The 24,348-nt window shown below is 59.1% G+C and carries 23 protein-coding genes; 13 read left to right on the top strand and 10 right to left on the bottom strand.

Going from position 1 to position 24,348, the window contains the following annotated elements; all coding sequences use genetic code 11:
• Positions 1 to 45: 45 nt before the first annotated feature.
• The 4 genes from GJ746_RS19685 to GJ746_RS19670 form a co-directional block, all read right to left on the bottom strand.
• On the bottom strand, positions 46 to 948 hold the full coding sequence (locus tag GJ746_RS19685; protein WP_154681700.1) for an ROK family protein: 903 nt from the start codon (positions 946 to 948) through the stop codon (positions 46 to 48).
• Between the two features lie 501 nt (positions 949 to 1,449).
• Positions 1,450 to 1,764, bottom strand: coding sequence for a PTS lactose/cellobiose transporter subunit IIA (locus tag GJ746_RS19680; protein WP_154681699.1), 315 nt, complete (start codon positions 1,762 to 1,764; stop codon positions 1,450 to 1,452).
• 23 nt (positions 1,765 to 1,787) lie between these two features.
• A complete protein-coding gene (locus GJ746_RS19675) occupies positions 1,788 to 3,110 on the bottom strand; it encodes a PTS sugar transporter subunit IIC (protein ID WP_154681698.1) in 1,323 nt (440 codons plus the stop codon).
• Between the two features lie 9 nt (positions 3,111 to 3,119).
• Positions 3,120 to 3,434 carry a PTS sugar transporter subunit IIB gene (locus GJ746_RS19670; RefSeq protein ID WP_154681697.1) on the bottom strand — a complete coding sequence of 105 codons (315 nt, stop codon included), beginning with the start codon at positions 3,432 to 3,434 and terminating at the stop codon, positions 3,120 to 3,122.
• A gap of 174 nt (positions 3,435 to 3,608) precedes the next feature.
• Here GJ746_RS19670 and GJ746_RS19665 point away from each other — a divergent pair, with 174 nt between their 5' ends.
• From GJ746_RS19665 to GJ746_RS19650, 4 genes are all read left to right on the top strand, one after another.
• The gene (locus GJ746_RS19665) at positions 3,609 to 4,880 is read left to right on the top strand and encodes a PTS sugar transporter subunit IIC (protein ID WP_154681696.1); all 1,272 of its coding nucleotides are present in this window, start codon (positions 3,609 to 3,611) and stop codon (positions 4,878 to 4,880) included.
• A 220-nt stretch (positions 4,881 to 5,100) separates the two neighbouring features.
• Positions 5,101 to 6,438 carry a maltoporin gene (locus tag GJ746_RS19660; RefSeq protein WP_154681695.1) on the top strand — a complete coding sequence of 446 codons (1,338 nt, stop codon included), beginning with the start codon at positions 5,101 to 5,103 and terminating at the stop codon, positions 6,436 to 6,438.
• A gap of 15 nt (positions 6,439 to 6,453) precedes the next feature.
• Positions 6,454 to 8,646: a CBM35 domain-containing protein gene (locus tag GJ746_RS19655; protein ID WP_195908878.1), complete on the top strand. Its 2,193-nt coding sequence runs from the start codon at positions 6,454 to 6,456 to the stop codon at positions 8,644 to 8,646.
• Between the two features lie 54 nt (positions 8,647 to 8,700).
• Entirely contained in the window at positions 8,701 to 10,101 is a 1,401-nt protein-coding gene (locus GJ746_RS19650; RefSeq protein WP_154681693.1) for a glycoside hydrolase family 1 protein, read from the top strand.
• Positions 10,102 to 10,362: 261 nt separating this feature from the next.
• On the opposite strand, the gene flhA is transcribed toward GJ746_RS19650, so the two are convergent.
• From flhA to hypA, 6 genes are all read right to left on the bottom strand, one after another.
• Positions 10,363 to 12,435: a formate hydrogenlyase transcriptional activator FlhA gene (flhA, locus tag GJ746_RS19645; protein WP_154681692.1), complete on the bottom strand. Its 2,073-nt coding sequence runs from the start codon at positions 12,433 to 12,435 to the stop codon at positions 10,363 to 10,365.
• 240 nt (positions 12,436 to 12,675) lie between these two features.
• Positions 12,676 to 13,686 carry a hydrogenase expression/formation protein HypE gene (gene hypE / locus GJ746_RS19640; protein WP_154681691.1) on the bottom strand — a complete coding sequence of 337 codons (1,011 nt, stop codon included), beginning with the start codon at positions 13,684 to 13,686 and terminating at the stop codon, positions 12,676 to 12,678.
• Entirely contained in the window at positions 13,683 to 14,804 is a 1,122-nt protein-coding gene (hypD, locus tag GJ746_RS19635; protein ID WP_154681690.1) for a hydrogenase formation protein HypD, read from the bottom strand. The genes hypE and hypD overlap by 4 nt, the downstream gene beginning before the upstream one ends.
• Positions 14,805 to 15,077 carry a HypC/HybG/HupF family hydrogenase formation chaperone gene (locus GJ746_RS19630; RefSeq protein ID WP_154681689.1) on the bottom strand — a complete coding sequence of 91 codons (273 nt, stop codon included), beginning with the start codon at positions 15,075 to 15,077 and terminating at the stop codon, positions 14,805 to 14,807.
• A complete protein-coding gene (gene hypB / locus GJ746_RS19625; protein ID WP_154681688.1) occupies positions 15,068 to 15,940 on the bottom strand; it encodes a hydrogenase nickel incorporation protein HypB in 873 nt (290 codons plus the stop codon). Before hypB ends, GJ746_RS19630 begins: the two co-directional genes overlap by 10 nt.
• A gap of 6 nt (positions 15,941 to 15,946) precedes the next feature.
• Entirely contained in the window at positions 15,947 to 16,291 is a 345-nt protein-coding gene (hypA, locus tag GJ746_RS19620; protein ID WP_154681687.1) for a hydrogenase maturation nickel metallochaperone HypA, read from the bottom strand.
• Positions 16,292 to 16,500: 209 nt separating this feature from the next.
• Between hypA and hycA the strand changes: the two genes are divergently transcribed.
• From hycA to hycI, 9 genes are all read left to right on the top strand, one after another.
• A complete protein-coding gene (gene hycA, locus GJ746_RS19615) occupies positions 16,501 to 16,950 on the top strand; it encodes a formate hydrogenlyase regulator HycA (protein WP_154681686.1) in 450 nt (149 codons plus the stop codon).
• A gap of 82 nt (positions 16,951 to 17,032) precedes the next feature.
• Positions 17,033 to 17,641 (top strand): 4Fe-4S dicluster domain-containing protein, encoded by a 609-nt coding sequence (locus tag GJ746_RS19610; protein ID WP_154681685.1) that lies wholly within the window; start codon positions 17,033 to 17,035, stop codon positions 17,639 to 17,641.
• Entirely contained in the window at positions 17,638 to 19,464 is a 1,827-nt protein-coding gene (hycC, locus tag GJ746_RS19605) for a formate hydrogenlyase subunit 3 (protein WP_154681684.1), read from the top strand. Before GJ746_RS19610 ends, hycC begins: the two co-directional genes overlap by 4 nt.
• Positions 19,465 to 19,466: 2 nt before the next feature.
• On the top strand, positions 19,467 to 20,390 hold the full coding sequence (locus tag GJ746_RS19600; protein ID WP_154681683.1) for a respiratory chain complex I subunit 1 family protein: 924 nt from the start codon (positions 19,467 to 19,469) through the stop codon (positions 20,388 to 20,390).
• A gap of 17 nt (positions 20,391 to 20,407) precedes the next feature.
• Positions 20,408 to 22,117 (top strand): formate hydrogenlyase subunit HycE, encoded by a 1,710-nt coding sequence (gene hycE, locus GJ746_RS19595; RefSeq protein ID WP_154681682.1) that lies wholly within the window; start codon positions 20,408 to 20,410, stop codon positions 22,115 to 22,117.
• A 9-nt stretch (positions 22,118 to 22,126) separates the two neighbouring features.
• On the top strand, positions 22,127 to 22,669 hold the full coding sequence (locus GJ746_RS19590) for a formate hydrogenlyase complex iron-sulfur subunit (protein ID WP_015370029.1): 543 nt from the start codon (positions 22,127 to 22,129) through the stop codon (positions 22,667 to 22,669).
• Positions 22,669 to 23,436 carry an NADH-quinone oxidoreductase subunit B family protein gene (locus GJ746_RS19585; RefSeq protein WP_154681681.1) on the top strand — a complete coding sequence of 256 codons (768 nt, stop codon included), beginning with the start codon at positions 22,669 to 22,671 and terminating at the stop codon, positions 23,434 to 23,436. The genes GJ746_RS19590 and GJ746_RS19585 overlap by 1 nt, the downstream gene beginning before the upstream one ends.
• Complete coding sequence (locus GJ746_RS19580; protein WP_154681680.1) at positions 23,433 to 23,843, top strand: formate hydrogenlyase maturation HycH family protein; 411 nt, start codon at positions 23,433 to 23,435, stop codon at positions 23,841 to 23,843. Before GJ746_RS19585 ends, GJ746_RS19580 begins: the two co-directional genes overlap by 4 nt.
• Complete coding sequence (gene hycI, locus GJ746_RS19575; protein WP_154681679.1) at positions 23,836 to 24,321, top strand: hydrogenase maturation peptidase HycI; 486 nt, start codon at positions 23,836 to 23,838, stop codon at positions 24,319 to 24,321. Before GJ746_RS19580 ends, hycI begins: the two co-directional genes overlap by 8 nt.
• The last annotated feature ends 27 nt before the right edge of the window (positions 24,322 to 24,348 follow it).

Here is a 24,348-nt window from a genome sequence, read left to right as displayed (position 1 = left end):
TCTGAATATTTTCGCCTAGCTTAGCATATCCGCTGAAAAAAGTGTCTATTCGGCGGCGCTCAGAACCGGCAGCCAGGCCGCGCCGCGCACGCCGCTGGCGTCACCGAAGCGCGCCTGTTTGATCTGCGTTCGGCAGCTGTCGGAGAAGAGATACGGGACGATAGCCGGCGGCAGCTGCTCATAGATTTGCCCGACGTTGGAGAGCCCGCCGCCCAGCACAATCACCTGCGGATCGAGGATATTGATTACCGACGCCAGGCTGCGGGCGAAAGCGTCGATAAAATGCCGCCAGTGGGCCTGCGCCTGCGGATCGCCGTTCTGCGCGGCGCTAATAATCGCTTCCGACTGCGCCTGCGCGCCGTAGCGGCGTGCAAAACCGGTACCGGAGATAAAGCTTTCGATGCAGTTCTCTTTTCCACAGTAGCAGGGCTGAGCCGGGCCGTCGCGTTCGGGGCGGTAGCCCGGCAGGGGGTTGTGCCCCCATTCACCAACGATGGCGTTAGGTCCGCTGAGCAGCCGTTGGTTCACCGCGATGCCGCCGCCGCAGCCGGTGCCGATGATGACGCCGAATACGGTCGTCGCCCCCGCGCCCGCGCCGTCCATCGCTTCAGAGAGAGTAAAGCAGTCGGCATCGTTCGCCATCCATACCGGTTGACCGAGTTCCCGCATCAGGTCGTGACGCAGATCGTGGCCGTTAAGCACCAGACAATTACAATTTTTAATCAGGCCGCTTTGCGGGTCGATAGCCCCCGGCAGACCGATGCCGATGGTAAACGGCCGTTCGCTCCAGTCGCGGACGGTCGCAATCAGCCCGAGCAGCTGTTGCATAAACGCCTGATAGCTCTCTTTATGCGTTGGGCGACGCTGGCGATAAACGCATTCGCCCGCCGCGTTGAGCAGGACGGCTTCCATTTTGGTGCCGCCAATATCTAAACCCAGATGTAGCATGGTTATCCTTAATAGTGGTGGACGATTTCCCGGGGCCAGCCGGTTTTCTCCGGGAGGGAGCTACGCGCGCAGCCCAGGTAGCCCGGCTAAGCGCAGCGCGAGCCGGGAAGCCAGCCAGGTTGCATGCGAATTTACCGTTTTCCTGTGTCGCGGCGTAAACGCCTTACCCGAGCTACCAGCCGGTTTTCTCCGGGAGGGAGCTACGCGTGCAGTCCAGGTAGCCCGGCTAAGCGCAGCGCGAGCCGGGAAGCCAGCCAGGTTGCATGCGAATTTACCGTCTTCCCGGGTCGCGGCGTAAACGCCTTACCCGAGCTACGTCATCCGCGCTGCCAGCAGGTTTTCTCCGGGAGGGAGCTACGCGTGCAGTCCAGGTAGCCCGGCTAAGCGCAGCGCGAGCCGGGAAGCCAGCCAGGTTGCATGCGAATTTACCGTCTTCCCGGGTCGCGGCGTAAACGCCTTACCCGAGCTATGTCATCTCCTCTCTCCTGGAGAGGAGGAACCCTACGCGTGCAGCGGTCGCGAACGGTAAATGGCGATCAGTTCGCCAATCAGCTCTTTCGCCAGAATCGAGGTCATCAGATGATCCTGGGCGTGAACCATCACCAGGGTCATTTTAGTTTTCCCTTCGCCTTCATCGGCTTCAATTAGCTGGGTCTGCACCAGATGCGCTTCGCGGGCAAAATGCGCGGCTTCTTTCATCTTCTCGTCAGCGGCGGTGAAATCCCCCGCTTTAGCGCAGCTCAGCGCTTCGTAGCACAGGCTACGTGACTGTCCGGCGTTGATGATGATACCCATTACCTGTTCTTCTAATTCCATGACAACCCTCTGAAAAGTATAAATTATGCGGACTGCGGCGCGCTTTCGGCCTGAGCCACCGCGTTAGCGTGCTCCTGCTCAAGCAGCTGTTTTTCGTAGGCTTTAAGGAACGGCAGATACATCACCATCGCCGTCGCCATACAAATCAGGCACATGATTACCGGACTAAAGCTCCAGTTCGCTGCCCAGGAAGCACCGATAGGGGCCGGAGTCGTCCACGGCGTCATCGACACCACGCGGCTGACCAGGTCCAGCTTCAGCGCAAAGTACGCCAGGGTCGCGTTGACCATCGGCACCAGCACGAACGGCAGGAAGAACAGCGGGTTCATGATGATCGGCGCGCCGAACAGAATCGGTTCGTTGATGTTAAATACGCCCGGCACCACGCCCATCCGGCCAATCGTCCGCAGGTGTATGGCCTTGCTGCGCAGCAGCATCAGCGCCAGCGGCAGGGTGGAACCGACGCCGCCGATCAGCAGATAGTGATCCCAGAAGCCCTGGACATAGATATGCGGGATTGCGGTACCCGCAGCCATTGCCGCCTGGTTGATCGACAGGTTAGCCATCCAGAACGGGTTCATAATGCCGGTCACGATTAGCGCCCCATGGATGCCGGCAAACCACAGCACCTGGCACACCAGCACCGACAGCAGGATCGCCGGTAGGGTATCGGAGGCCGCCACCAGCGGTTTCACCAGCGACATAATTGCTTCCGGGATGATCATTCCCAGCTGCGCTTCAATAAACAGGTTCAGCGGGTGCAGCGTCAGCACGATTGCCAGTACCGGGATCAGGATCTCAAACGAGCGCGCCACGCCTGCCGGAACTTCAGGCGGCAGACGGATCGTAATGTTGTGGCGTTTGAGGAAGGCGTACAGCTCAGTGGAGTAAATCGCCACCAGAATCGCGGTGAAGATCCCCTGGCCGGAGAAGTAGGCGGTAGAGATCTGGCCATCTTTCAGCGGCGCGGCCACCAGCAGAAACGACATCAGCGATAGCATCCCGGCGGTCAGCGAATCCAGATTGTGATGCTTCGCCAGGCTTGCGGCGATCCCGACGGCGATAAACAGCGTCATCACCCCCATGCTGAAGTTAAACGGCAGCATCAGCGCATCGCGATGATCGAGCGAAAATTGTAGCCAGGCACGGGCAAAGCCCCACGTCGTATCCGGGGAAAACGGCGGGAAGATAAACACCAGCAAAAACGAGCCGACGATCATAAAGGGCAGGGCGGTAATAAAACCGTCGCGGATGGAGGTGACGTATTTTTGCTGGCCGATCGCCCCCGCCATGGGCGTGATCTTCTGTTCAATCACGGCGATCAGCTTCGCGTACAGAGTGCTCATGATCTTTCCTTAATTTTTGTTATCGATAAGGGAAAGCGCGAAATCCAGTACGGCGCCGCCTTTCTGCATGCCGTAATCCATCATGTTGATGGGTTCTACGCGGATCCCGTATTTATCGGCCTGTTTCTGCAGATCTTTCTGCATGTATTTCACCTGCGGCCCCAGCAGAACTACTTCGTAATGACCCACTTGCTGGTCAAACTCCGCGACGCCAAAGGCGTTGATCTCCACCGGCAGCCCGCGCTGCTCGGCCTCGGCGATCATTTTTTTCACCAGCAGGCTGGTGGACATGCCCGCAGAACAGCACAACATTATCTTTTTCATATATCGCTCCTGATGAGTTGGATGCGCCGACTATAGCCATAATGGATTTAAAACGGAAAGCGCTTTCCGTTTGTGGATTTATTTATTGTGACCACGATCACCTATGGCGGGCTTTTACTTTACTCAGTAGTGCGCGATCATCCTGGCGACATCACTATTCTAAAAGGCAGGGCTATGAACATTCAGTTGATGAATGTTGTCGTCGACATTATCGAGCAGCGGCTGGCGCCGCTGGCCAACGTTCTGACGCGCAATAACCACATTACGGCGATGCGCGACAGCTTTGCGCTGGCGATGCCGTTTGTGATTGTCGGAAGTTTGCTGGTGCCGATTTTGTTTCCACCCGTTTCCATCGACGGTACATCGGCTTTCGGGCAGTTCTATCTCCAGCTGCGGCCGATACTGCTGCCGACCTTTGAGCTCACTATCGGACTGGTGGCGCTGATTGTCGCCTTTGGCGCCAGCGCCAGTCTTGCCAAGCAGTACCGGCTACCGGAGCGGCTCTGCGGGTTAACCGGCTGCCTGGGGTTTTTGCTGTTTATCGGCTTTCGCGGCAACGGCGCGGCCAATCTTTATCTTGGCGGGATGGGGATTTTTACCGCTCTGATTTCAAGTGCTTACTCCATTGAAATCGTGCGCTTTTTCTACAAAAAAGGCTGGTGCATCCGCTTGCCGGAAGAGGTGCCGGTGATGACCCGCAACGGCTTTCAGCTGCTGATCCCGCTGCTGGTGGTGATGCTCTCCATCAGCGTCATTAACGCGCTGCTGTTGCAAAGCACCGGGCGAATTTTACCAGAGCTGATAAGCGAAGCGGTGCGGCCGCTGGTAGTGGCTTCCGATACGTTAACCGCAGTACTAATCTCATTGTTTATCTGCAACTTACTCTGGTTTGTCGGTATTCACGGCGCGCTGATCATTACCGGGATTATGAACCCGTTCTGGATGACCTATCTGTTTGAAAACCAGCAGGCGCTGGCCGCCGGTTCCGCTATGCTGCCGCATATTTACCTGCAGGGATTCTGGGATTTTTATCTGCTGATCGGCGGTATCGGCTCCACTCTGCCGCTGGTTTTTATGGCGATGCGCAGCCGTTCGCGGCAGCTAAAAAGTGTGGGCAAAATTGGTCTGCTACCTTCGCTTTTTAATATCAATGAGCCGATATTGTTTGGTTTTCCGATTATCATGAACCCGGTTTTTCTGCTGCCGTTTATTTTTGTACCGCTGATAAATGCCTGTATCGCATGGTATTTAACCCAGCTGGGGATTCTCGATCGGGCGGTGGCGATGCTGCCGTGGTCGATGCCGGCGCCGCTCGGCGCGGCATGGTCAGCCAACGGCAGCTGGAAGAATTTATGCATGTGCCTGTTCGCCATCTTTAACGCATGGATGCTCTATCGACCGTTCTTTAAAGTCTACGAACGCCAGCTCGCCGACGCAGAACGCTAAGTTTTCTCCCCCTGTATCAGCCCGCCGCGCGCGGGCTTTTTTATTTCCGCTGAATTATGTGACGTACCTCACGAATATTCGCCCGCTATTTTGAAATTTGTGAACTCATCCGGCAATTACGGAAAGCGCTTTCCATTTGTGGATGTACATTTCCAATTTAGATCCGTAAATTTCCTCCCGTTCTCAGGCAGTGTTAATAAAAAATAACCAAGGAAAAAAAATGATCAGGCTAAATCATTCAATACCTCTGTCTTTACTGGCCCTTGTGGTGATGAGCGACTGCGCCAGCGCCGATCCGAAGTACGATTTTATGCTGCATGGCTATATCCGTTCCGGGATCCTCGCCAATTCCGACGGCAACCGCGCCGACTCCGTAGGCCTGATGCCCGACGGAAAATGGCGTCTGGGCAACGAAGAAGATACCAAAATTGAACTGATCCCAACGGTGACCCTCACGTCGGACAGCGGCGTGGTGGCAAAAGTCCAGGCCAACATCACCCACCAGTCGAAATGTACCTCCGACTGGAACTGTCAGGATGATGACGGACACGATGTGCAGTTCCGCGAAGGTTTCGCCGAACTATCAAACCTCGACTTCGCGCCGGAAATGACCTTCTGGGCCGGTAAGCGCTACAGCAGCTCCAACACCTCCAGCCACCAGTTCGACTGGGAGTACATTCAGTACAACGGTACCGGCGGCGGCTTTGACAACATGGATCTCGGCTTTGCGCGCTTTGATGCCGGGGTTTACGCCTTCTCGCCGACGGACGAAACCAAAGCCTACCCGGTCGACAAAGGCGATCAGGGCTATCCGGATGACTACTCGCTCAACCTGTGGCTGAAAAAGATCGGCGGGACCGGCTTCGATCTTGAACTGATTGGTCACCATATGAACCGCAACGAGAATCATCCGACCTCGGCGGAAAAAGGCTACGGCGTGACCGGCGTTTATAACTTTGACGGTTTTTACGGCCTGACCGGCGGCTATTCCCGCGTGGTTTTCCAGTACGGACGCGGCCTGGCGGCGGGAGATTCGCTGGGCAAAAACGGCTGGGGTTGGGCTAACCTCGACGATACGCAGTCCTGGCGCGTGGTGCTGGACAATATGGCCTCGCTGGGCGACTGGGAAATCTCCACGTTTGCCTACTATCAGAAAGACAAAAATTACCGCTGGTGGACGGAAGACGCCAACGGCTGGGGGCGTACCAGCTGGGTGGCCGGGATCCGCCCGTACCAGCAGATCACCAAAAACTTCGCCATGCAGTACGAGCTGGGCTACGAATATCTCGACGATAAAAACTACAAAGGCGTGGACGGTAAAGGCAAAGGCGGGTTGACCAAAGTGACCGTCGCGCCGACCCTGACCTTTGACTCCGGCTTCTGGACTCGCCCGCAGCTGCGCTTCTTCGTGACTTACGCGAAGTGGGATAAAGGGGTATCCGACGCGCTGGACGGCAACTACAACTGGAGCACCAATACGATTTCCGCTGGCGGTTATTCGCGCAGCGGCGATACCGACACGCTGAACTTTGGCGTGCAGGCCGAAGTCTGGTTCTAAGGAGAGATAACGATGATTAAGCCGGTGAAAAAACTGATGCTTGTGGCGCTGCTTTCGGCGCTGGGAAGCGCCGGAGCGATGGCCGCAGAGCAGTCGCATTTTGAACACTTTATTACCCGTGACGGCGCGACGTTAAAAGATGGCGATAAGGTTTTCCGCTTCGCGGGGATCCACGCGCCGGAGCTGCACCGCATTGAGGACGATGCTCGCGGGACCTGCAAGGCCGACTCGCGCGGCTGGGGGCAGTACTTCCGCTGGCCGACGGCGGACGAGCAGGAAAACTGGATTAAGGCGCAGGTGCAAACCGGCGCCAAAGCGCAGCGGGTATACGTACTTTCGGTGCAGCAGGAATTTGACGAGGCCTGCGGTCGCGAAACCCATATTCTGGCTCCGCAAACCGCCGACGGCATGCCGCGCCTGAACGAAAAGGCGATGCAGATTTACGACAATATGATCGCCGAGGCGGATAAGCAGGGGCTGCGCCTGATTCTGCCGTTTATCGATCACTGGTGGTGGTGGGGCGGTCGCGAACAGCTGGCGGCGTTCTACCACGAAAAGCCGGAGGATTTTTATCGCACCGACAGCAAAACGTTTAAGGCCTATCTGGACGTGATTCGTCAGGTCATCACTCGAACTAACAGCGTGACCGGCCGCCCTTACTATGACGAAAAAGCGATTATGGCCTGGGAGACCGGCAACGAGCTGGAAGACACTAACGCGGATTTCCTCCGGCAGACCGCCGCGTGGATCAAAAAGTGGGCGCCGCATCAGCTGGTGATTGATGGCACTTACAAGAAAATTAACGAGTTCGCCCTTGATGACCCGAATGTCGATATCGTCAGCAACCACTATTACACCAATGCCGATAACAACCATCCCGATCAGGTGAAGAAAGATTTGACGGCGGCCGCGGGTAAGAAAGTTTATATGGTGGGCGAATTCGGCCTGCTGGACGCGCAGCAGCTCAACGCCATTATGCAGTCGATCGTCCATAGCGAAGTCAACGGCGCGCAGGCGGCGGGCGGCTTGATTTGGGGCTTCCGCGGTCATCGCCACGACGGTGGTTTCTACTGGCATAAAGAGTCTACCGGCCACTATAGCTATCACCTGCCGGGCTTTCCGGTAGAAGGCAAGGCCAATCAGGAGATGGAAGTGGTCGATCTGGTCAGGACCGCCGCGGCGCAGATGAACGGGCAGGAGAAAGCACCGCCGCTGCCGAAGCCGGATGCGCCGAAGCTGCGGGCGACGGATTCACCGTTTGCTATCAACTGGCTGGGGGCCGCGGTGGGGCGCGCCTATGATGTTGAGCGCTCAGATTCGGCAACCGGGCCGTGGAAGGTGGTAGGGCGCGATATTTCCGACGGCGTTAACGAGTGGAACCCGCAGACGATGGATCTGTTCCGCGATGACTATCGCAGTCTGCGGCTGGGGAATACGTACTATTACCGCGTCATCGCTAAGAACGAGAGCGGCAGTTCAGCGCCTTCAAACGTGATTAGCGTGAAGCACAACCAGGAGAATCAGGCGCCGGTAATCACGCTGGCGCAGACGCTCACTACCAGCCAGGACCAGGGCGTGCAGCTGAGCGCGAGCTGGCGCGATGATGGGCTCCCGGACCGCGACGTAAAGGTTAGCTGGAGCAACGGCGGCAGCGCACAGGCCCATTTCTGCGCGGCGGATAAAGCCGAAACCCGCGCCTGGTTTAGCGCGCCAGGTGAATATGCGCTGACCTTCAGCGTCGATGACGGCCTGCTCAAGAGCAGCAAAACCGTTAAGGTCACGGTGACGGAGGCCGTCGGTAAAGCGCCCGCCGATTACTGCCGTTTTGCCGGGAGGGTATTAAACGTTAGCGAGGGTAAGGTTGAGGCGGCGAAAAGCGAGAAAGACGCGCTGGCGATTGACGACGACGGGTTTCTCGGACCGTTTGCCAACGATGGCGATAAGGTGAGCTGGCAGGTTGCCGCACCGTGGGCCGGCAAGTACCAGCTGCGGGTAACGTTCAGCGGCAAATGGGGCGGTAAGAAAAACTCGTTTATCGTCAACGGCGGCGCGCCGATAGCGGTTGAATTCCCGCAGACCGATGAACAGGGCCAGCAGCTGCTGGTGCCGGTCGAGCTGAAAGCCGGCGATAACCGCATCGATTTTGGCAAATTCGCCGGTGACTGGGGCTATATGTTTATCAAATCGATTGAAGTGGTTGCTGAGTAGTGCTTATTGGCTGCGCCCGTTGGGCGCGGCCTTTTTTAACTTACAGGAGGCGTTATGACCCGGTATCAGTTTCCGGAAGGCTTTTTTTGGGGCGCGGCGGCATCAGGTCCGCAAACGGAGGGCATAAGCAATAAGCCGCACCGTTCTATTTGGGACAGCTGGTTTGCCGAACAGCCGGAACGTTTTTATCAGCAGATTGGGCCGCAAACCGTCTGCGACACTTACCATCAATATCCGCAGGACGTGGCGTTAATGAAGCGGACCGGGTTCAACTCTTTTCGCACCTCGATCCAGTGGTCGCGGCTGATTGACGACTTCGAAACCGGCGCGCCCAATGCGGACGCGGTGCGTTTTTATCATGCCTACCTGGATGAGATGATTGAAAACGGCATTGAGCCGATGATCAACCTCTATCACTTTGACATGCCGGAAGCGCTGCAAAAGCAGTACGGCGGCTTTGAGTCGGCGCACGTGACGGATCTCTTCGCGCGTTTTGCCCGCACCGCCTTCGAGCTGTTTGGTCACAAAGTGAAATACTGGATCACCTTCAACGAGCCGATTGTGCCGGTTGAAGGCGGCTATCTGTACGACTTCCACTACCCCTGCAAGAAAGACGGCAGGCTGGCGGCGCAGGTGGCGTTCAACATTATGCTGGCCCACGCCAAGGCGGTGCGCGAGTTTCGCGCGCTGGCGCTGGAAAGCGAGATTGGCGTGGTGCTGAACCTGACGCCCTCATATACCCGCAACGACAGCGCGGAGGATAAAAAAGCGGCGTGGTATGCGGATCTGTTTTTCAACCGCAGTTTCCTCGATCCGTTGGTGAAGCATCAGTTTCCAAAAGAGCTGTGCGAAATTCTGGCCGCGCACGATTGCCTGCCGGAGGTGACAAAAGCCGACGTGGAGCTGATCACCGGATCGCGCGTCGATTTTCTCGGCGTTAACTATTACGTTCCGCGGCGGGTGAAGGCGCGCGAAAGCGACTATACGCTGGACTATTTCACGCCGGAGTTTTATTTCGAAAACTACGTGAATCCAGAAGGGCGCTTTAATCCTTATCGCGATAATAATGAAATTCTGCCGCAGGCGATTTATGACATTGCCGCCAACATTCGCGATAACTACGGCAATATAAAGTGGTTCCTCGCGGAAATCGGTATCGCGATGGATATTGAGTCGGAAGGTGAGCCGGGCGAGGACGGGGTCATTGATGATTCGTTCCGCATTGGCCTGATGGAAGAGCACCTGGTGCAGCTGCATCGCGCCATTGCCGACGGCGCCAACTGCTTTGGCGTGCATCAGTGGACTTTTATCGATAATTGGTCGTGGATTAATTCGTTCAAGCGCCGCTACGGCTTCTGGCGGCTCGACCTGCAAACCGGCGAGCGGCAGATAAAACGCAACGCGCTGTGGTTTGCCGGGCTGGCGACCAGCAACGGCTTCAGTTCTGATAAATAGCTCTGCAAAATCCCCCGGAGGCGGCGCTTGACGCGCCTTTCCGGGCTACCAAACCGCACGCACTTGTAGCCCGGACAGATGCGCTGCATCGCCTCCGGGAAGCCCCATTCCACGTGACTTTAGTTATCTCCCCGGCGGCGGCTGACGCCTTACCGGGGCTAGGGATTCACCACCCTATGGTAGCCGCGCGAGCCGGGGAATGATTGGCGCTACTTTTGCGCTTTCGCCAGCGAGGCTAACCTGCTGGCGGAAACGGTGGGGCTACACCAGCTGGTCTTTATTAATACCGAGCCGTTTCATTCGCGACAGCAGCGTTGTGCGCTTTAATCCCAGGCGCTGGGCCGCGCCCTTTGGTCCGGCGACTACGCCGTTACTCTCTTTCAGTACCCGGACAATGAGCTGATACTCGTCTTCGCCCTCTTCCGGCAGCACTTCCGCCGCCTGTGGCTCCTGCTGGATACTCATTTCCGGCAGGGAGAGCTGCAGCACGCTGCCGCGGGTCAGCAGCACCGCCCGTTCAATGACGTTTTCCAGTTCACGCACGTTGCCCGGCCACTCCATGCGGCTGAGAAGCCGCAGCGTCTCGGCCGGAATGCTGTCGATATTGCGTCCGAGGCGGCGGGCGATTTTAAAGGTGAAGGCTTTCACCAGTAGCGGAATATCGTCCGGACGCTCGCGCAGCGGCGGCAGGTGGATAGGGAAGACGTTCAGCCGGTAGTAGAGATCGCTGCGAAATTCGCGATCGGTAACCATTTGCTTAAGGTCGCGGTTGGTCGCGGCGATCAGGCGTACATCGGTATGAATCAGCTTATTGCTGCCGAGACGCTCGAACTCCTGCTCCTGCAGGACGCGCAGTAGTTTAGGCTGCAGCTCCACCGGCATATCGCCCACTTCATCAAGGAACAGCGAGCTTTTGTCCGCCAGTTCGAAACGGCCGATACGCTGGGCGCTGGCGCCGGTAAACGCCCCGCGCTCGTGACCAAACAGGTCGCTTTCCAGCAGCCCGGCGGGCATCGCCGCGCAGTTCATTTTGACCATCCGGCGGCTATTGCGGCCGCTCAGGTTATGAATAGCGCGGGCAATCAGCTCCTTACCGGTGCCGGTTTCACCGAGGATCAGCACCGTGCTGTCGCTCTGCGCCACCATTTCCACCTGCTTGAGCACGCTATTCATGGCCTCGCTGCGGCCAATGATTTCGCCAAACTCGTTTTCGACGTTATTGAGTTGTTCGGTGAGCGCCAGGTTTTCATCCACCAGCCGCTCTTTAAGGCGCTGAATTTCGCGATAGGCGAGGGCGTTATCGATGGCGATCGACACGCGTTCGGCGATTTGCCGCAGCAGCTTGAGGTTGGTGGTGGTAAACACTTTTTCATCGCACTGCGCCAGCTTCAGTACCCCAAGCAGGGTATCGCCGGACATTAACGGCAGCAGGCACAGGGTCTGAATTTTGTTATCCCACATCTCGAAAAGCATTTTTTCGTACGGCGCCAGCGGGTCGTGCTCGTGGAGGTTGAGCAGCAGCATCTCTTTGCTTTTGAATACCCGCTCGGTCAGGGTACCGGCTTCGTCCACTTCGCTCTGGTCGTGCACCGGGTGGCTGGCGTCGAGATAGTGGGTGGAGTAGATATTGAGTTTGCCTTTGCGGTTGCTGCGCAGTACCACGCTAATGGCGTCGATACGGAAGTAGCGGTGGATCTCTTTGGCCACTTCGCTGACCAGCTCGTCAATATCCAGCCGCGAGAGCACCGCGTTGGTGATCGCCACCAGGATACGGAAGTTATCGCGCTCGTGGCACAGCAGATCGTAGTCGACGTTATTGCTGACCCGGCTCTGGATCTGCTCGGTCACTACGGCGACGATTTGCGTAAAGGTGTGCAGCCGCTGGTACTCTTTTTCGCTCCATGGGCGATGGTCATCACGAATAAATTCGCAGCCGCCAAAGATACGGCCCTCCGCCGCCAGCGGCAGCAGGCAGTAATAGCCAAATTCCGCATAGAGCCCGCTTCTGGCGAGCTGCGGCCAGGTTTCGGCAAAGGTGGCGCTATCGCAATGCAGCGCATCCGGTCGCGACAGCAGGCGTCGCACCGGGCCGTTGGCGAGCACGGTTTCATCTTCATAGCCGCCCGGATGCCCCTCGTCGTCGCAGGCGTACCTGGTCGCGCGGTGGTTACCGGAATGCCACAGAATAATCGCCGCCCGGTCGGCAAGCGCGGACTGCTGCACCAGGCGGGTCAGCGTCTCACTGAGCGCGGCCAGGTCCGGCTGCTGTAATAAAATACGGGTGATATCGAACAGACCCTGCTGCCCAAAATCGCCCATCGGTGTATACGACATTGCTTAAGTCCAAAAGCGCCGCAAAACGGCGCAGAAGAAAGTGATGACACAAATAATAGTCTGTAAATAAAGCGGTTGTGACCGCCATTAGCCCATCCCTGGGTGCCCGCTGGTTTGGGCTGGATAATGATGCTGTCGTCCTGGCGCTTTCCCGGCTCGCGCTGCGCTTAGCCGGGCTACAGGTGTGCGCAGTTTTGTAGCCCGGATAAGGCGTTAGCCGCAATCCGGGATCCCGCACCGTTAACAAATTCTCGGCAGCGGCTCGGCGTGCGGAAGGTCCAGCGTACGTTTGACGCCGTACAGACCAATAGAGCGCACGCCTTTGCGTTCCACAACGTCGCCGATTATCGCCGCATCGCGGCCTAACGGATGAGAGCGTAAATGCGCAAGCACGCTTTCCGCCGCCTCGCGAGCAACGGCGATCAACAACTTACCCTCGTTGGCAAAATTAAGCGCGTCCAGGCCAAGCAGCTCGCACACCCCGCGTACGGTATCGTTAACCGGCAGCTTTTGTTCATGCAGCTCTATTCCGCAGCCGCTGGCGGCGGCGAACTCATGGGCCACCGCGTTAACGCCGCCGCGGGTGGCATCGCGTAGCGCTTTCACGCCAGCAACGCCGCGCAGCATCTGAATTAAGGGCGTCAGCACCGCGCAGTCGCTGGACAACGCGCCGTCCAGCCCCATCTGCTCGCGCAGGTTGAGGATCGTCGCCCCGTGGTCGCCAAGCGTGCCGCTGACCAGCAGCACGTCGCCCGCGCTAATCCGCTGCGCGCCCCAGCGAATGCCGGTGGGGATTACGCCGATCCCGGCGGTATTAATAAACAGCTTATCCGCCGCCCCGCGCGGCACCACTTTGGTATCACCGGTGACAATGGCGATACCGGCTTCCCGCGCGGTCTGCGCCATGCTGTTGACCACCGCTTCGAGAGTGGCCATCTCCAGCCCCTCTTCGAGAATAAACCCGCAGGAGAGGTAGTGCGGGATCGCGCCGCTTACCGCCACATCGTTGGCGGTACCGCAAACCGCCAGCTTGCCGATATTGCCGCCGGGGAAAAACAGCGGATCGATAACATAGCTGTCGGTGGAAAAAGCCAGGCGATCGCCCTGGGCCATAAGATCGGCGAGATCGAGACGTGCCTGATCCTCCTGTTCCGCCAGCCAGGGATTGGCGAAAGCCTGCATAAACAGATCGCCGATCAGCTGCTGCATCGCCTGACCGCCGCTACCGTGAGCTAACTGAACGCTTTTCATGCTTCGATTTCCTGACTGCGATATTGATACCAGGCGGCGCAGGCGCCTTCCGATGAGACCATCAGCGCGCCGAACGCGCTTTGCGGGTTGCAGGTGTTGCCGAACAGCGGGCACTGGTGCGGTTTACAGCGGCCGGTCAGCACTTCGCCGCAGCGGGCGCGTGGGTCGTCGCAAACGCGCTGCGGTGCCGGGCGAAAATGCGCTTCAGCGTCGAAACGCTGATAGGCGGGCGTCAGATGCACGCCGGAGTCGTTAATTACTCCCAGACCGCGCCACTCGCTATCGCCGCTAAGGCAGAAAACGTCGGCGATGGCCGACTGCGCCAGCGGGTTGCCTTCATCGGGCACCACCCGACGATACTGGTTCTCCACGTCGCTACGGCGCGCTATTGTCTGCTCAACCAGCATCACCGCGCCTTGCAGTAGATCAAGCGGTTCGAATCCGGCCACCACTAAAGGGCGCTGGTAGTCGCTGGCGATAAATCCGTAGGCGTCGGTACCGATAACCATGCTGACGTGACCGGGGGCGAGAAAAGCATCGATGCCGTTATCCGGCTGGTCGAGCAGGCTGCGCAGGGTCGGCAGCAGGGTGATGTGCTGGCAGAAAAAGTAAAAGTTCTCGACGCCGCGCTCGCGGGCCTGACGCAGGGTCAGGGCGGTGGCGGGCATGGTGGTTTCAAAGCCGAGGCCGAAGAACACCACTTCACGCTCGGGGTGCTGCTGCGCCAGCTTCAGGGCGTCCATCGGCGAATAAACGATGCGGACGTCGGCGCCGCGCGATTTTGCCTGCAGCAGCGAACCGTTTTTTCCCGGCACGCGCATAGCGTCGCCAAAGGTGCAGAAAATCACGCCCGGACGGCTGGCGATATCGATACAGGCGTCGATACGCCCCATTGGCAGGACGCACACCGGGCAGCCGGGGCCGTGAATAAACTCGATATTTTCCGGCAGCAGCTGGTCGAGGCCAAATTTAAAAATGGCGTGAGTATGGCCGCCGCACACTTCCATAATGCGCAGCGGACGCTGGGCGGTATGCGGCAGCAGGTGGGCGCGCTGCCGGAGATGTTCCACCAGCTGCATCACCTGCTCAGGAGCGCGGTATTCATCAACAAAACGCATCTATCGCTCCTCGCCGTACAGCAGCGCGCCGACGTCCGGCTCGACTTCAAACATATTTTGCAGCGCTTCAAGGGTGTCGCGCGCTTCCGCTTCGTTAATCACGCTCATGGCGAAACCGACGTGCACCAGCACCCACTGGCCGATGCGCGGCTGGCCGCGCTCGTCGACCGCACCCACCAGCGTCAGGTCGACTTCGCGCTGAATGCCGCACACTTCGACCTTCGCCAGATTGCCGTCAATGGCGCAGATTTGCCCCGGAATGCCTATGCACATCGTTGTGTCTCCAGCCAGTCAAGCCACTGGTCCATGCCTTCGCCGCTGGTAGCGGAGAGTAGGATGATGTCAATATCCGGGTTCACCTCCCGCGCGCAGGCCAGACACTTCTCTACATCAAAGTTGAGATACGGCAGCAGGTCGACCTTGTTAAGCAGCATCAGGCTGGCGGCGGCAAACATATGCGGATACTTCAGCGGTTTATCTTCCCCCTCGGTCACCGACAGCACCGCCACTTTATGGCGTTCGCCGAGGTCAAAGCTCGCCGGGCACACCAGGTTGCCGACATTTTCGATAAACAGGAGCCCGTGGTCCGCCAGCGGCAGGCGCGGAGCGGCGTCGGCGATCATCTGCGCGTCGAGATGGCAGCCTTTCCCGGTATTGACCTGAATCGCCGGGGTACCGGTGGCGCGGATGCGCGCGGCGTCGTTCACCGTTTGCTGATCGCCTTCAATGACCGCGCAGGCGGTTTTCTCTTTCAGCCGCAGCAGGGTTTCCGTCAATAAGGTGGTTTTGCCGGATCCTGGGCTGGAGACCAGATTCAGCACCAGCTGGTTTTTAGCGGCGAAGCGCGCGCGGTTGCGGGCGGCCAGGCGGTTGTTTTTATCCAGCACGTCGATTTCCACTTCCAGCATTCGTCGCTGGCTCTGGCCCGGCGCGTGGGTACCCGCCTCACCGTGACCGTAGTGCAGGTCGCCAGTTTCCGAGCGGGTGGGGGAGAAGTTATCGGTTTTGACGCCGGTAATGTTCATCGTCTGGCGCGGGGCGGGCGCGAAGGGGGCGCTGCGAAACGCCGAGTGCGGGTTATGCTCGTCGCCTTCTATATAGAGGTTGCCTTCACCGCAGCCGCAGGTTGTACACATAATCTTTTACTCCAATTCTAAACGCTGAATCTGTAAGCCATCATCCGCCACGATCTGCAACTGGTCGTTATCACAGTGCGGGCAGCGGCGGACGTGCTGAGAGACAAGATGCACATACTGCTGACAGCGTTCACACCAGCATTCGGCCTGTTGCTCGGCGATATACAACGCGCAGCCTTCCGCCAGGGTGCCGCGACACACCAGTTCAAAGCAGAAGGTCAGCGCGCTGGCTTCCACGCAGGAAAACGCCCCGACCTTTAGCCACACGCCGGTGACCCGGTGCGCGCCGGCCTGCTGAGCCTGCTGTTCAATAATTTCCAGCGCCCGCTGGCTAAGGGTGATTTCGTGCATGGTGCCTCCGTATCGCAATGGCCCATTAATGCAATAACGATGCCAGGTCCCTGGGCAATGACGCCAGAATGTCGATGACACGCTTCAGACATCGTCATCGACATGTCTTTCTTGCATTGCGAATTTAATAATTTACTTAAAAATCAATAAATTAATTTTTGGCATGAAAAGTGCTTAACCGGTGCATCTCATACAACGGGGGATCCGGGATGACTATTTGGGAATTAAGTGAAAAGGCGGACTACATCGCCGATCGTCACCGCCAGCATCAGGAGCAGTGGCACACCTACTGCAATTCGCTGGTACAGGGAATAACCCTGTCGAAGGCGCGTCTGCATCACGCCATGAGCTGCGCGCCGGATAAAGAGCTGTGCTTCGTACTGTTTGGCCACTTTCAGGTTTACGTGGCGCTGGCGGAAGGCTTTAACAGCCATACCATCGAGTATTACGTGGAAACCAAAGACGGTGATGATAAACGCCTGATAGCGCAGGCTACGCTGGGCTCAGACGGCATCATTGATGGCCGGATCAGCAATCGCTCCCGCGAGCAGGTGCTCGAGCACTACCTGGCGACTATCGCCAGCGTTTACGACCGTCTCTACGAGGCGATGGAAAAAGACCAGCAGGTGGATTTAAGCCACCTGACGCTGGCCCGTTAATCGTCAGGTGTCGACAAGTGTCGAAGCTGACACCTGCGCAACCTGTTTTCGTCAAAAATGACTTTCACCTGAGGATGACCCGGTGAACCGTTTTGTAATAGCTGACTCCACCGTCTGTATTGGCTGTCGCACCTGCGAGGCCGCCTGCGCTGAGACTCACCGCCAGCAGGGCCTGCAGGCCATGCCCCGGCTGCGGCTGATGCGTAATGAAAAAGAATCCGCGCCGCAGATGTGCCACCACTGTGAAGACGCCCCCTGCGCCACCGTTTGCCCGGTTAACGCCATTAATCGCGTCGATGGCGCGGTGCAGCTCAATGAGAGCCTGTGCGTAAGCTGCAAGCTGTGCGGCATCGCCTGTCCGTTCGGCGCCATTGAGTTTTCCGGCAGCCGTCCGCTGGATATTCCGGCTAACGCCAATACGCCGCTGGCGCCCGCCGCGCCGCCGGCTCCGGCCCGCGTCAGCTCGCTGCTCGACTGGGTGCCGGGCGTGCGCGCCATCGCCGTCAAATGCGACCTGTGCTACTTCGACGAGCAGGGCCCGGCCTGCGTGCGTACCTGTCCGACCAAAGCGCTGCTGCTGGTGGATATCCGCGATATGGCCCAGGCCAGCAAGCGTAAACGTGAACTGACCTTTACTACCGACCTCGGCGATTTGTCGCTGTTTCAGGCGCAACAAGGAGGCGTGAAATGAGCGTGGTTGCATTAGTGAATCAGGCGGTGGCCTGGTACGCCGCCAGCGCGGTGCTGGCGTTTTTGTTCGCCCTGCGCAAACCGCTGAGCGGGGCGATTGCCGGAATTGGCGGCGCGGTCGCCAGCGTGATGCTGGTGCTGGCGGGCGCCACGACGCTGCTGATGCCTGAGCGTCTGAACGGCGGCATGCTGCAGATGCTGCATCTCACAATGCGGGTTGGCGGCGTGAACGCGCTGTGGCTGCTGGCCATCGGCCTGTCGGCGCTGCCGATATCGCTGTTCAATATCGCCTGGCATCGTCATCCGCAGGTTAAAGCCAACGGTCTGCTGGTAAATCTCCTGCTGGCCGCCGCCGTCTGCGCCGTGGTGGTGACGAACTTCGGCGCGCTGGTGGTGATGGCGGAAATCATGGCCCTTTGCGCTGCGTTTCTTACCGGCTGCGCGCAGTCCGGCAAGCTGTGGTTTGCGCTGGGACGCCTCGGTACGCTGCTGATGGCGTGGAGCTGCTGGCTGGTCTGGTCGACCTACGGCACCCTTGAGCTGGGGCAGATTACTCAGCTGGTGGTGGCGGCACCGCAAAACGCGCTGCTGTGGCTGCCGGGCCTGATCGGCTTCGCGCTGCTGGCCGGGGTGATCCCGCTGCACGGCTGGGCGCCGCAGGCCCACGCCGGCGCCAGCGCCCCGGCCGCCGCGCTGTTCTCAACGGTGGTGATGAAGGTCGGCCTGTACGGCATCCTGACCGTCTCGCTGGCCGGTAGCGTGCCGCCGCTGTGGTGGGGCGTGATGCTGCTGGTGCTGGGAATGATTACCGCCTTTATCGGCGGGCTGTACGCCCTGATGGAGCACAATATTCAGCGCCTGCTGGCTTACCACACTCTGGAAAACATCGGCATTATCCTGCTCGGCCTCGGGGCATTCGTCACCGGCGTGGCGACCCATAACCCAACCCTGATGGTGCTGGGGTTTATCGGCGGCATGTATCACCTGATCAACCATAGCCTGTTCAAAACCACGCTGTTCCTTGGCGCGGGGGCAGTGTGGTTCCGCACCGGCCATCGCGATATTGAAAAGCTCGGCGGTATTGGTAAAAAAATGCCGCTGATTTCGCTCTCTATGCTGGTTGGCCTGATGGCGATGGCCGCGCTGCCGCCGCTGAACGGCTTTGCCGGGGAGTGGGTTATCTATCAATCCTTCTTTAAGTTGAGCACCAGCGACGCGTTTGTTGGCCGCCTGCTTGGGCCGCTGCTGGCGGTGGGCCTGGCGATTACTGGGGCGCTGGCGGTGATGTGTATGGCGAAAGTCTACGGCGTCACTTTCCTCGGCGCGCCGCGCAGCAAAGAGGCGGAAAACGCCACCTGCGCGCCGGGGCTGATGACCTTTAGCGTGGTGTTGGCCGCCGCGTGCTGCGTTATCGGCGGCGTGGCGGCACCGTGGCTGCTGCCGCTGGTGAGCGGGGCGTTTCCGGTGCAGACGGAGGTCTCCAGCGTGGTCTCCCAGCCGCTGATCGCCATTCTGCTGATTGCCTGCCCGCTGCTGCCGCTGCTGCTGATGATCTTCTTCAAGGGCGACCGCCTGCCGGCGCGCTCGCGCGGCGCGGCCTGGGTCTGCGGCTACGACCATGAAAAATCCATGGTGGTGACCGCCCACGGTTTCGCCATGCCGGTGAAAGAGGCTTTTGCGCCGATCCTGAAGCTGCGCCACTGGCTAAACCCGGTACGCCTGATCCCCGGCTGGCAGAACGCTTCCGCGCCCGCGCTGTTTCGCGGCGTGGCGCTGGTGGAGCTGGCGGTACTGGTGGTGATTGTGATTTCCCGAGGAGCCTGAGAATGAGCGTATTAATTGCATTGTTGCAGGCGCTGGTGCTGTTCGCCGCCGCGCCGCTGTTGTCCGGGGTGACCCGCGTCGCCCGCGCGCGTCTGCATAATCGCCGCGGCCCGGGCGTACTGCAGGAGTACCGGGATATCCTGAAACTACTGGGGCGCCAGAGCGTTGGCCCGGATGCCTCCGGCTGGGTCTTCCGCCTGACGCCGTACGTGATGGTCGGCGTGATGCTGACCATCGCTACCGCGCTGCCGGTGGTGACCGTTGATTCGCCGATGGCGGGGCTGGGCGACCTGATTACCCTGATCTACCTGTTCGCTATCGCCCGTTTCTTCTTCGCTATCTCCGGCCTCGATACCGGCAGCCCGTTTACCGCTATCGGGGCAAGCCGCGAAGCGATGCTCGGCGTGCTGGTGGAGCCGATCCTGCTGCTTGGCCTGTGGGTCGCGGCGCAGGTCGCCGGATCCACTCATATCAGCAATATAACCGACACCATTTATCACTGGCCTGCCGCCCGCACTCTCCCGCTGATTCTGGCGCTGTGCGCCTGCGCTTTCGCCACCTTTATCGAAATGGGCAAGCTGCCGTTCGACCTGGCGGAAGCGGAGCAGGAGCTGCAGGAAGGCCTGCTCTCGGAATACAGCGGTAGCGGCTTCGGCGTGCTGAAGTGGGGCATCAGCCTCAAGCAGCTGGTGGTCCTGCAAATGTTCGTCGGCGTATTTATCCCGTGGGGACAGATGACCAGCTTTAGCGCTGTTGGTCTGCTGCTGGCGCTGGTGGTCGCCGTCGTCAAGCTGGTGGCGGGAGTACTGATTATCGCGCTGTTCGAAAACAGCATGGCGCGTCTGCGCTTTTGCGCCACCTCCCGCGTCACCTGGGCCGGGTTTGGTTTTGCCTTTTTAGCCTTCGTCTCCTTGCTGGTGGCGTGATTTAAGAGAGTTTGAGCATGTCTGAAGAAAAAATCGGTCAACACTATCTCGCCGCGCTGCATCAGGCCTTTCCGGGCGTGGTGCTGGATGAAGCCTGGCAGACCAAAGATCAGTTGACGGTTACGGTGAAGGTCAACTATCTGCCGGAAGTGGTCGAGTTCCTGTACTACAAGCAGGGCGGCTGGCTGTCGGTGCTGTTTGGCAACGACGAACGTAAACTGAATGGCCACTACGCCGTCTACTACGTGCTGTCGATGGAGCAGGGCACCAAATGCTGGGTAACCGTGCGCGTGGAGGTGGACGCCAATAAACCGGAATATCCGTCGGTGACGCCACGCGTGCCGGCGGCGGTGTGGGGCGAGCGCGAAGTGCGCGATATGTACGGTCTCGTGCCGGTTGGCCTGCCGGACGAGCGCCGGCTGGTGCTGCCGGACGACTGGCCGGATGAACTCTATCCGCTGCGTAAAGACAGCATGGACTACCGCCAGCGCCCGGCGCCGACTACCGACGCGGAAACCTACGAGTTTATCAACGAGCTGGGCAGCAAGAAAAACAACGTGGTGCCGATTGGCCCGCTGCACGTCACCTCCGATGAACCGGGCCACTTCCGCCTGTTTGTTGACGGCGAAAATATTATCGACGCCGACTACCGCCTGTTCTACGTCCATCGCGGGATGGAAAAGCTGGCGGAAACCCGGATGGGCTACAACGAGGTGACCTTCCTGTCGGACCGCGTGTGCGGTATCTGCGGCTTCGCCCACAGCACCGCCTACACCACTTCGGTGGAGAATGCGATGGGCATCGTAGTGCCGGAACGCGCGCAGATGATCCGCGCCATTCTGCTGGAGGTGGAGCGCCTGCACTCGCACCTGCTGAACCTCGGCCTCGCCTGCCACTTTACCGGCTTCGACTCCGGTTTTATGCAGTTCTTCCGCGTGCGCGAAACCTCGATGAAGATGGCGGAAATTCTCACCGGGGCGCGCAAAACCTACGGCCTGAACCTGATTGGCGGCATCCGTCGCGACCTGCTGAAAGAGGACATGATCCAGACCCGCCAGCTGGCGCAGCAGATGCGCCGCGACGTGCAGGAGCTGGTGGATATGCTGCTCAGCACACCGAATATGGAGCTGCGCACCGTCGGTATTGGCCGTCTGGATCCAGAAATCGCCCGCGACTTCAGCAACGTCGGCCCGATGGTGCGCGCCAGCGGCCACGCCCGCGATACTCGCGCCGATCACCCGTTCGTTGGTTACGGTCTGCTGCCGATGGAAGTGCACAGCGAGCAGGGCTGCGACGTGATTTCACGCCTCAAGGTGCGCATCAACGAAGTTTATACCGCGCTAAACATGATCGACTTTGGCCTCGATAATCTGCCGGGCGGCCCGCTGATGGTGGAGGGCTTCACCTATATTCCGCACCGCTTCGCGCTGGGCTTCTCGGAAGCGCCGCGCGGCGATGATATCCACTGGAGCATGACCGGCGACAACCAGAAGCTGTACCGCTGGCGCTGCCGGGCGGCGACCTACGCCAACTGGCCGACTCTGCGCTATATGCTGCGCGGCAATACCGTCTCCGACGCGCCGCTGATCATCGGCAGCCTTGACCCCTGCTACTCCTGTACCGACCGCATGACGGTGGTCGATGTGCGCAAGAAGAAGAGCAAAGTGGTGCCGTACAAAGAGCTGGAGCGCTACAGCATCGAGCGTAAAAACTCGCCGCTGAAATAAGGAATCGCCATGTTTACCTTTATCAAAAAAGTCATTAAGACCGGCACCGCGACGCACTCATACCCGCTGGAGCCGATGCCGGTGGATAAAAATTTCCGCGGCAAGCCGGAGCATAATCCGCAGCAGTGCATCGGCTGCGCCGCCTGTGTTAACGCCTGTCCGTCGAACGCCCTGACGGTAGAGACCGATCTGGCGACTAACCAGCTGGCGTGGCAGTTCAACCTCGGGCGCTGTATTTTCTGCGGACGCTGCGAAGAGGTCTGCCCGACGGCGGCGATTAAGCTCTCTCAGGAGTACGAGCTGGCGGTATGGAAGAAAGAGGATTTTCTCCAGCAGTCGCGTTTTGCCATTTGCCACTGCCGGGTGTGCGAACGGCCTTTCGCGGTACAAAAAGAGATCGACTATGCCATTGCGCTGCTTAAGCACAACGGTGATACCCGCGCCGAGCTGCATCGCGAAAGTTTTGAGACCTGCCCGGAATGCAAACGCCAGAAGTGCCTGGTGCCGTCCGATCGTATTGAACTGACTCGCCATATGAGGGAGGCCAGCTGATGAGCAATTTATTAGGCCCGCGCGATGAAAACGGCATTCCGCTGCCGATGACGGTGGATGAGTCTATCGCCAGCATGAAGGCTTCGTTGCTGAAGAAAATCAAACGTTCCGCCTACGTCTATCGGGTGGACTGCGGCGGCTGCAATGGCTGCGAGATCGAGATTTTCGCCACCCTGTCGCCGCTGTTCGACGCCGAGCGCTTTGGGATTAAAGTGGTGCCGTCGCCGCGTCACGCCGATATTCTGCTGTTTACCGGCGCGGTGACCCGGGCGATGCGTTCTCCCGCGCTGCGCGCGTGGCAATCGGCGCCGGATCCGAAAATCTGCATCTCTTACGGCGCCTGCGGCAACAGTGGCGGTATTTTCCACGATCTGTACTGCGTATGGGGCGGTACCGACAAAATCGTGCCGGTCGACGTCTATATTCCGGGCTGTCCACCGACACCTGCCGCCACGCTGTACGGCTTCGCGATGGCGCTGGGCCTGCTGGAGCAGAAAATCCACGCCCGTCTGCCGGGCGAACAGGATGAACAGCCAACCGAGATCCTTCATCCGGATATGGTACAGCCGCTGCGCGTGCGTATCGACCGCGAAGCGCGTCGTCTGGCGGGCTACCGCTATGGCCGGCAGATTGCCGACGACTATATGCGCCTGCTGACGCAGGGCGATAGCCAGGTGGTGCGCTGGCTGGAGGCGGAGAAAGATCCGCGTCTCACCGAAATCGTCACCCATCTGAATCAGGTGGTCGAGGGGGCGCGTATCCGATGAGCGAGACGGTGGTGTTCAGTCAGCTGAGCCGTAAATTTATTGATGAGAACGACGCGACGCCGGATCAGGCGCAGCAGGTGGTCTATTACAGCCTGGCGATTGGCCACCACCTCGGCGTCATCGACTGCCTGGAAGCGGCGTTAAGCTGTCCATGGGAGGCGTATCTGGAGTGGATCGCCACTCTCGAAGGGGGCAGCACCGCGCGGCGCAAAATGGAAGGCGTGCCGAAGTATGGCGAGATCGTTATCGACAGCAATCACGTGACGATGCTGGCTAACGCTTTTGATAAAGCGCAGTCCGCGCAAACCCCCCAGCAGCAGGCGTGGAGTAAAACCCTGCTCAGCATGCTGCATGATATTCACCAGGAAAGCGCCATCTATCTGATGGTGAGGAGACTACGTGACTGACGTTTTACTCTGTGTCGGTAACAGCATGATGGGCGACGACGGCGCAGGTCCGCTGCTGGCGGAGATGTGCGCGGCCAATCCGGTTGGCGACTGGGTGGTGATCGACGGCGGCAGCGCGCCGGAAAACGATATTGTCGCCATCCGCGAGCTGCGCCCCGAGCGCCTGCTGATCGTCGACGCCACCGATATGGGGCTCAACCCCGGCTATATCCGCATTGTTGACCCGGACGATATCGCTGAAATGTTTATGATGACCACCCACAATATGCCGCTTAACTATCTTATCGATCAGCTAAAAGAGGATGTCGGCGAGGTGATTTTCTTGGGTATTCAGCCGGATATCGTCGGCTTTTATTACCCGATGACCCAGCCGATTAAGGACGCGGTCGAAGCGGTGTACGCGCGGCTTGATGGGTGGCAGGGGCAGGGCGGTTTTGCGGCGCTGGAAGCCGCAGAGGAGCCGGCGTTCCCCGGCTAAGCGCAGCGCAAGCTTGGAGTTCAGTCA

It is taken from the genome of Klebsiella oxytoca (assembly GCF_009707385.1).
GTDB lineage: Bacteria > Pseudomonadota > Gammaproteobacteria > Enterobacterales > Enterobacteriaceae > Klebsiella > Klebsiella oxytoca_C.
Note: the sequence above shows the minus strand (reverse complement) of the source record. Positions and strands in the feature narration are given on the sequence as shown.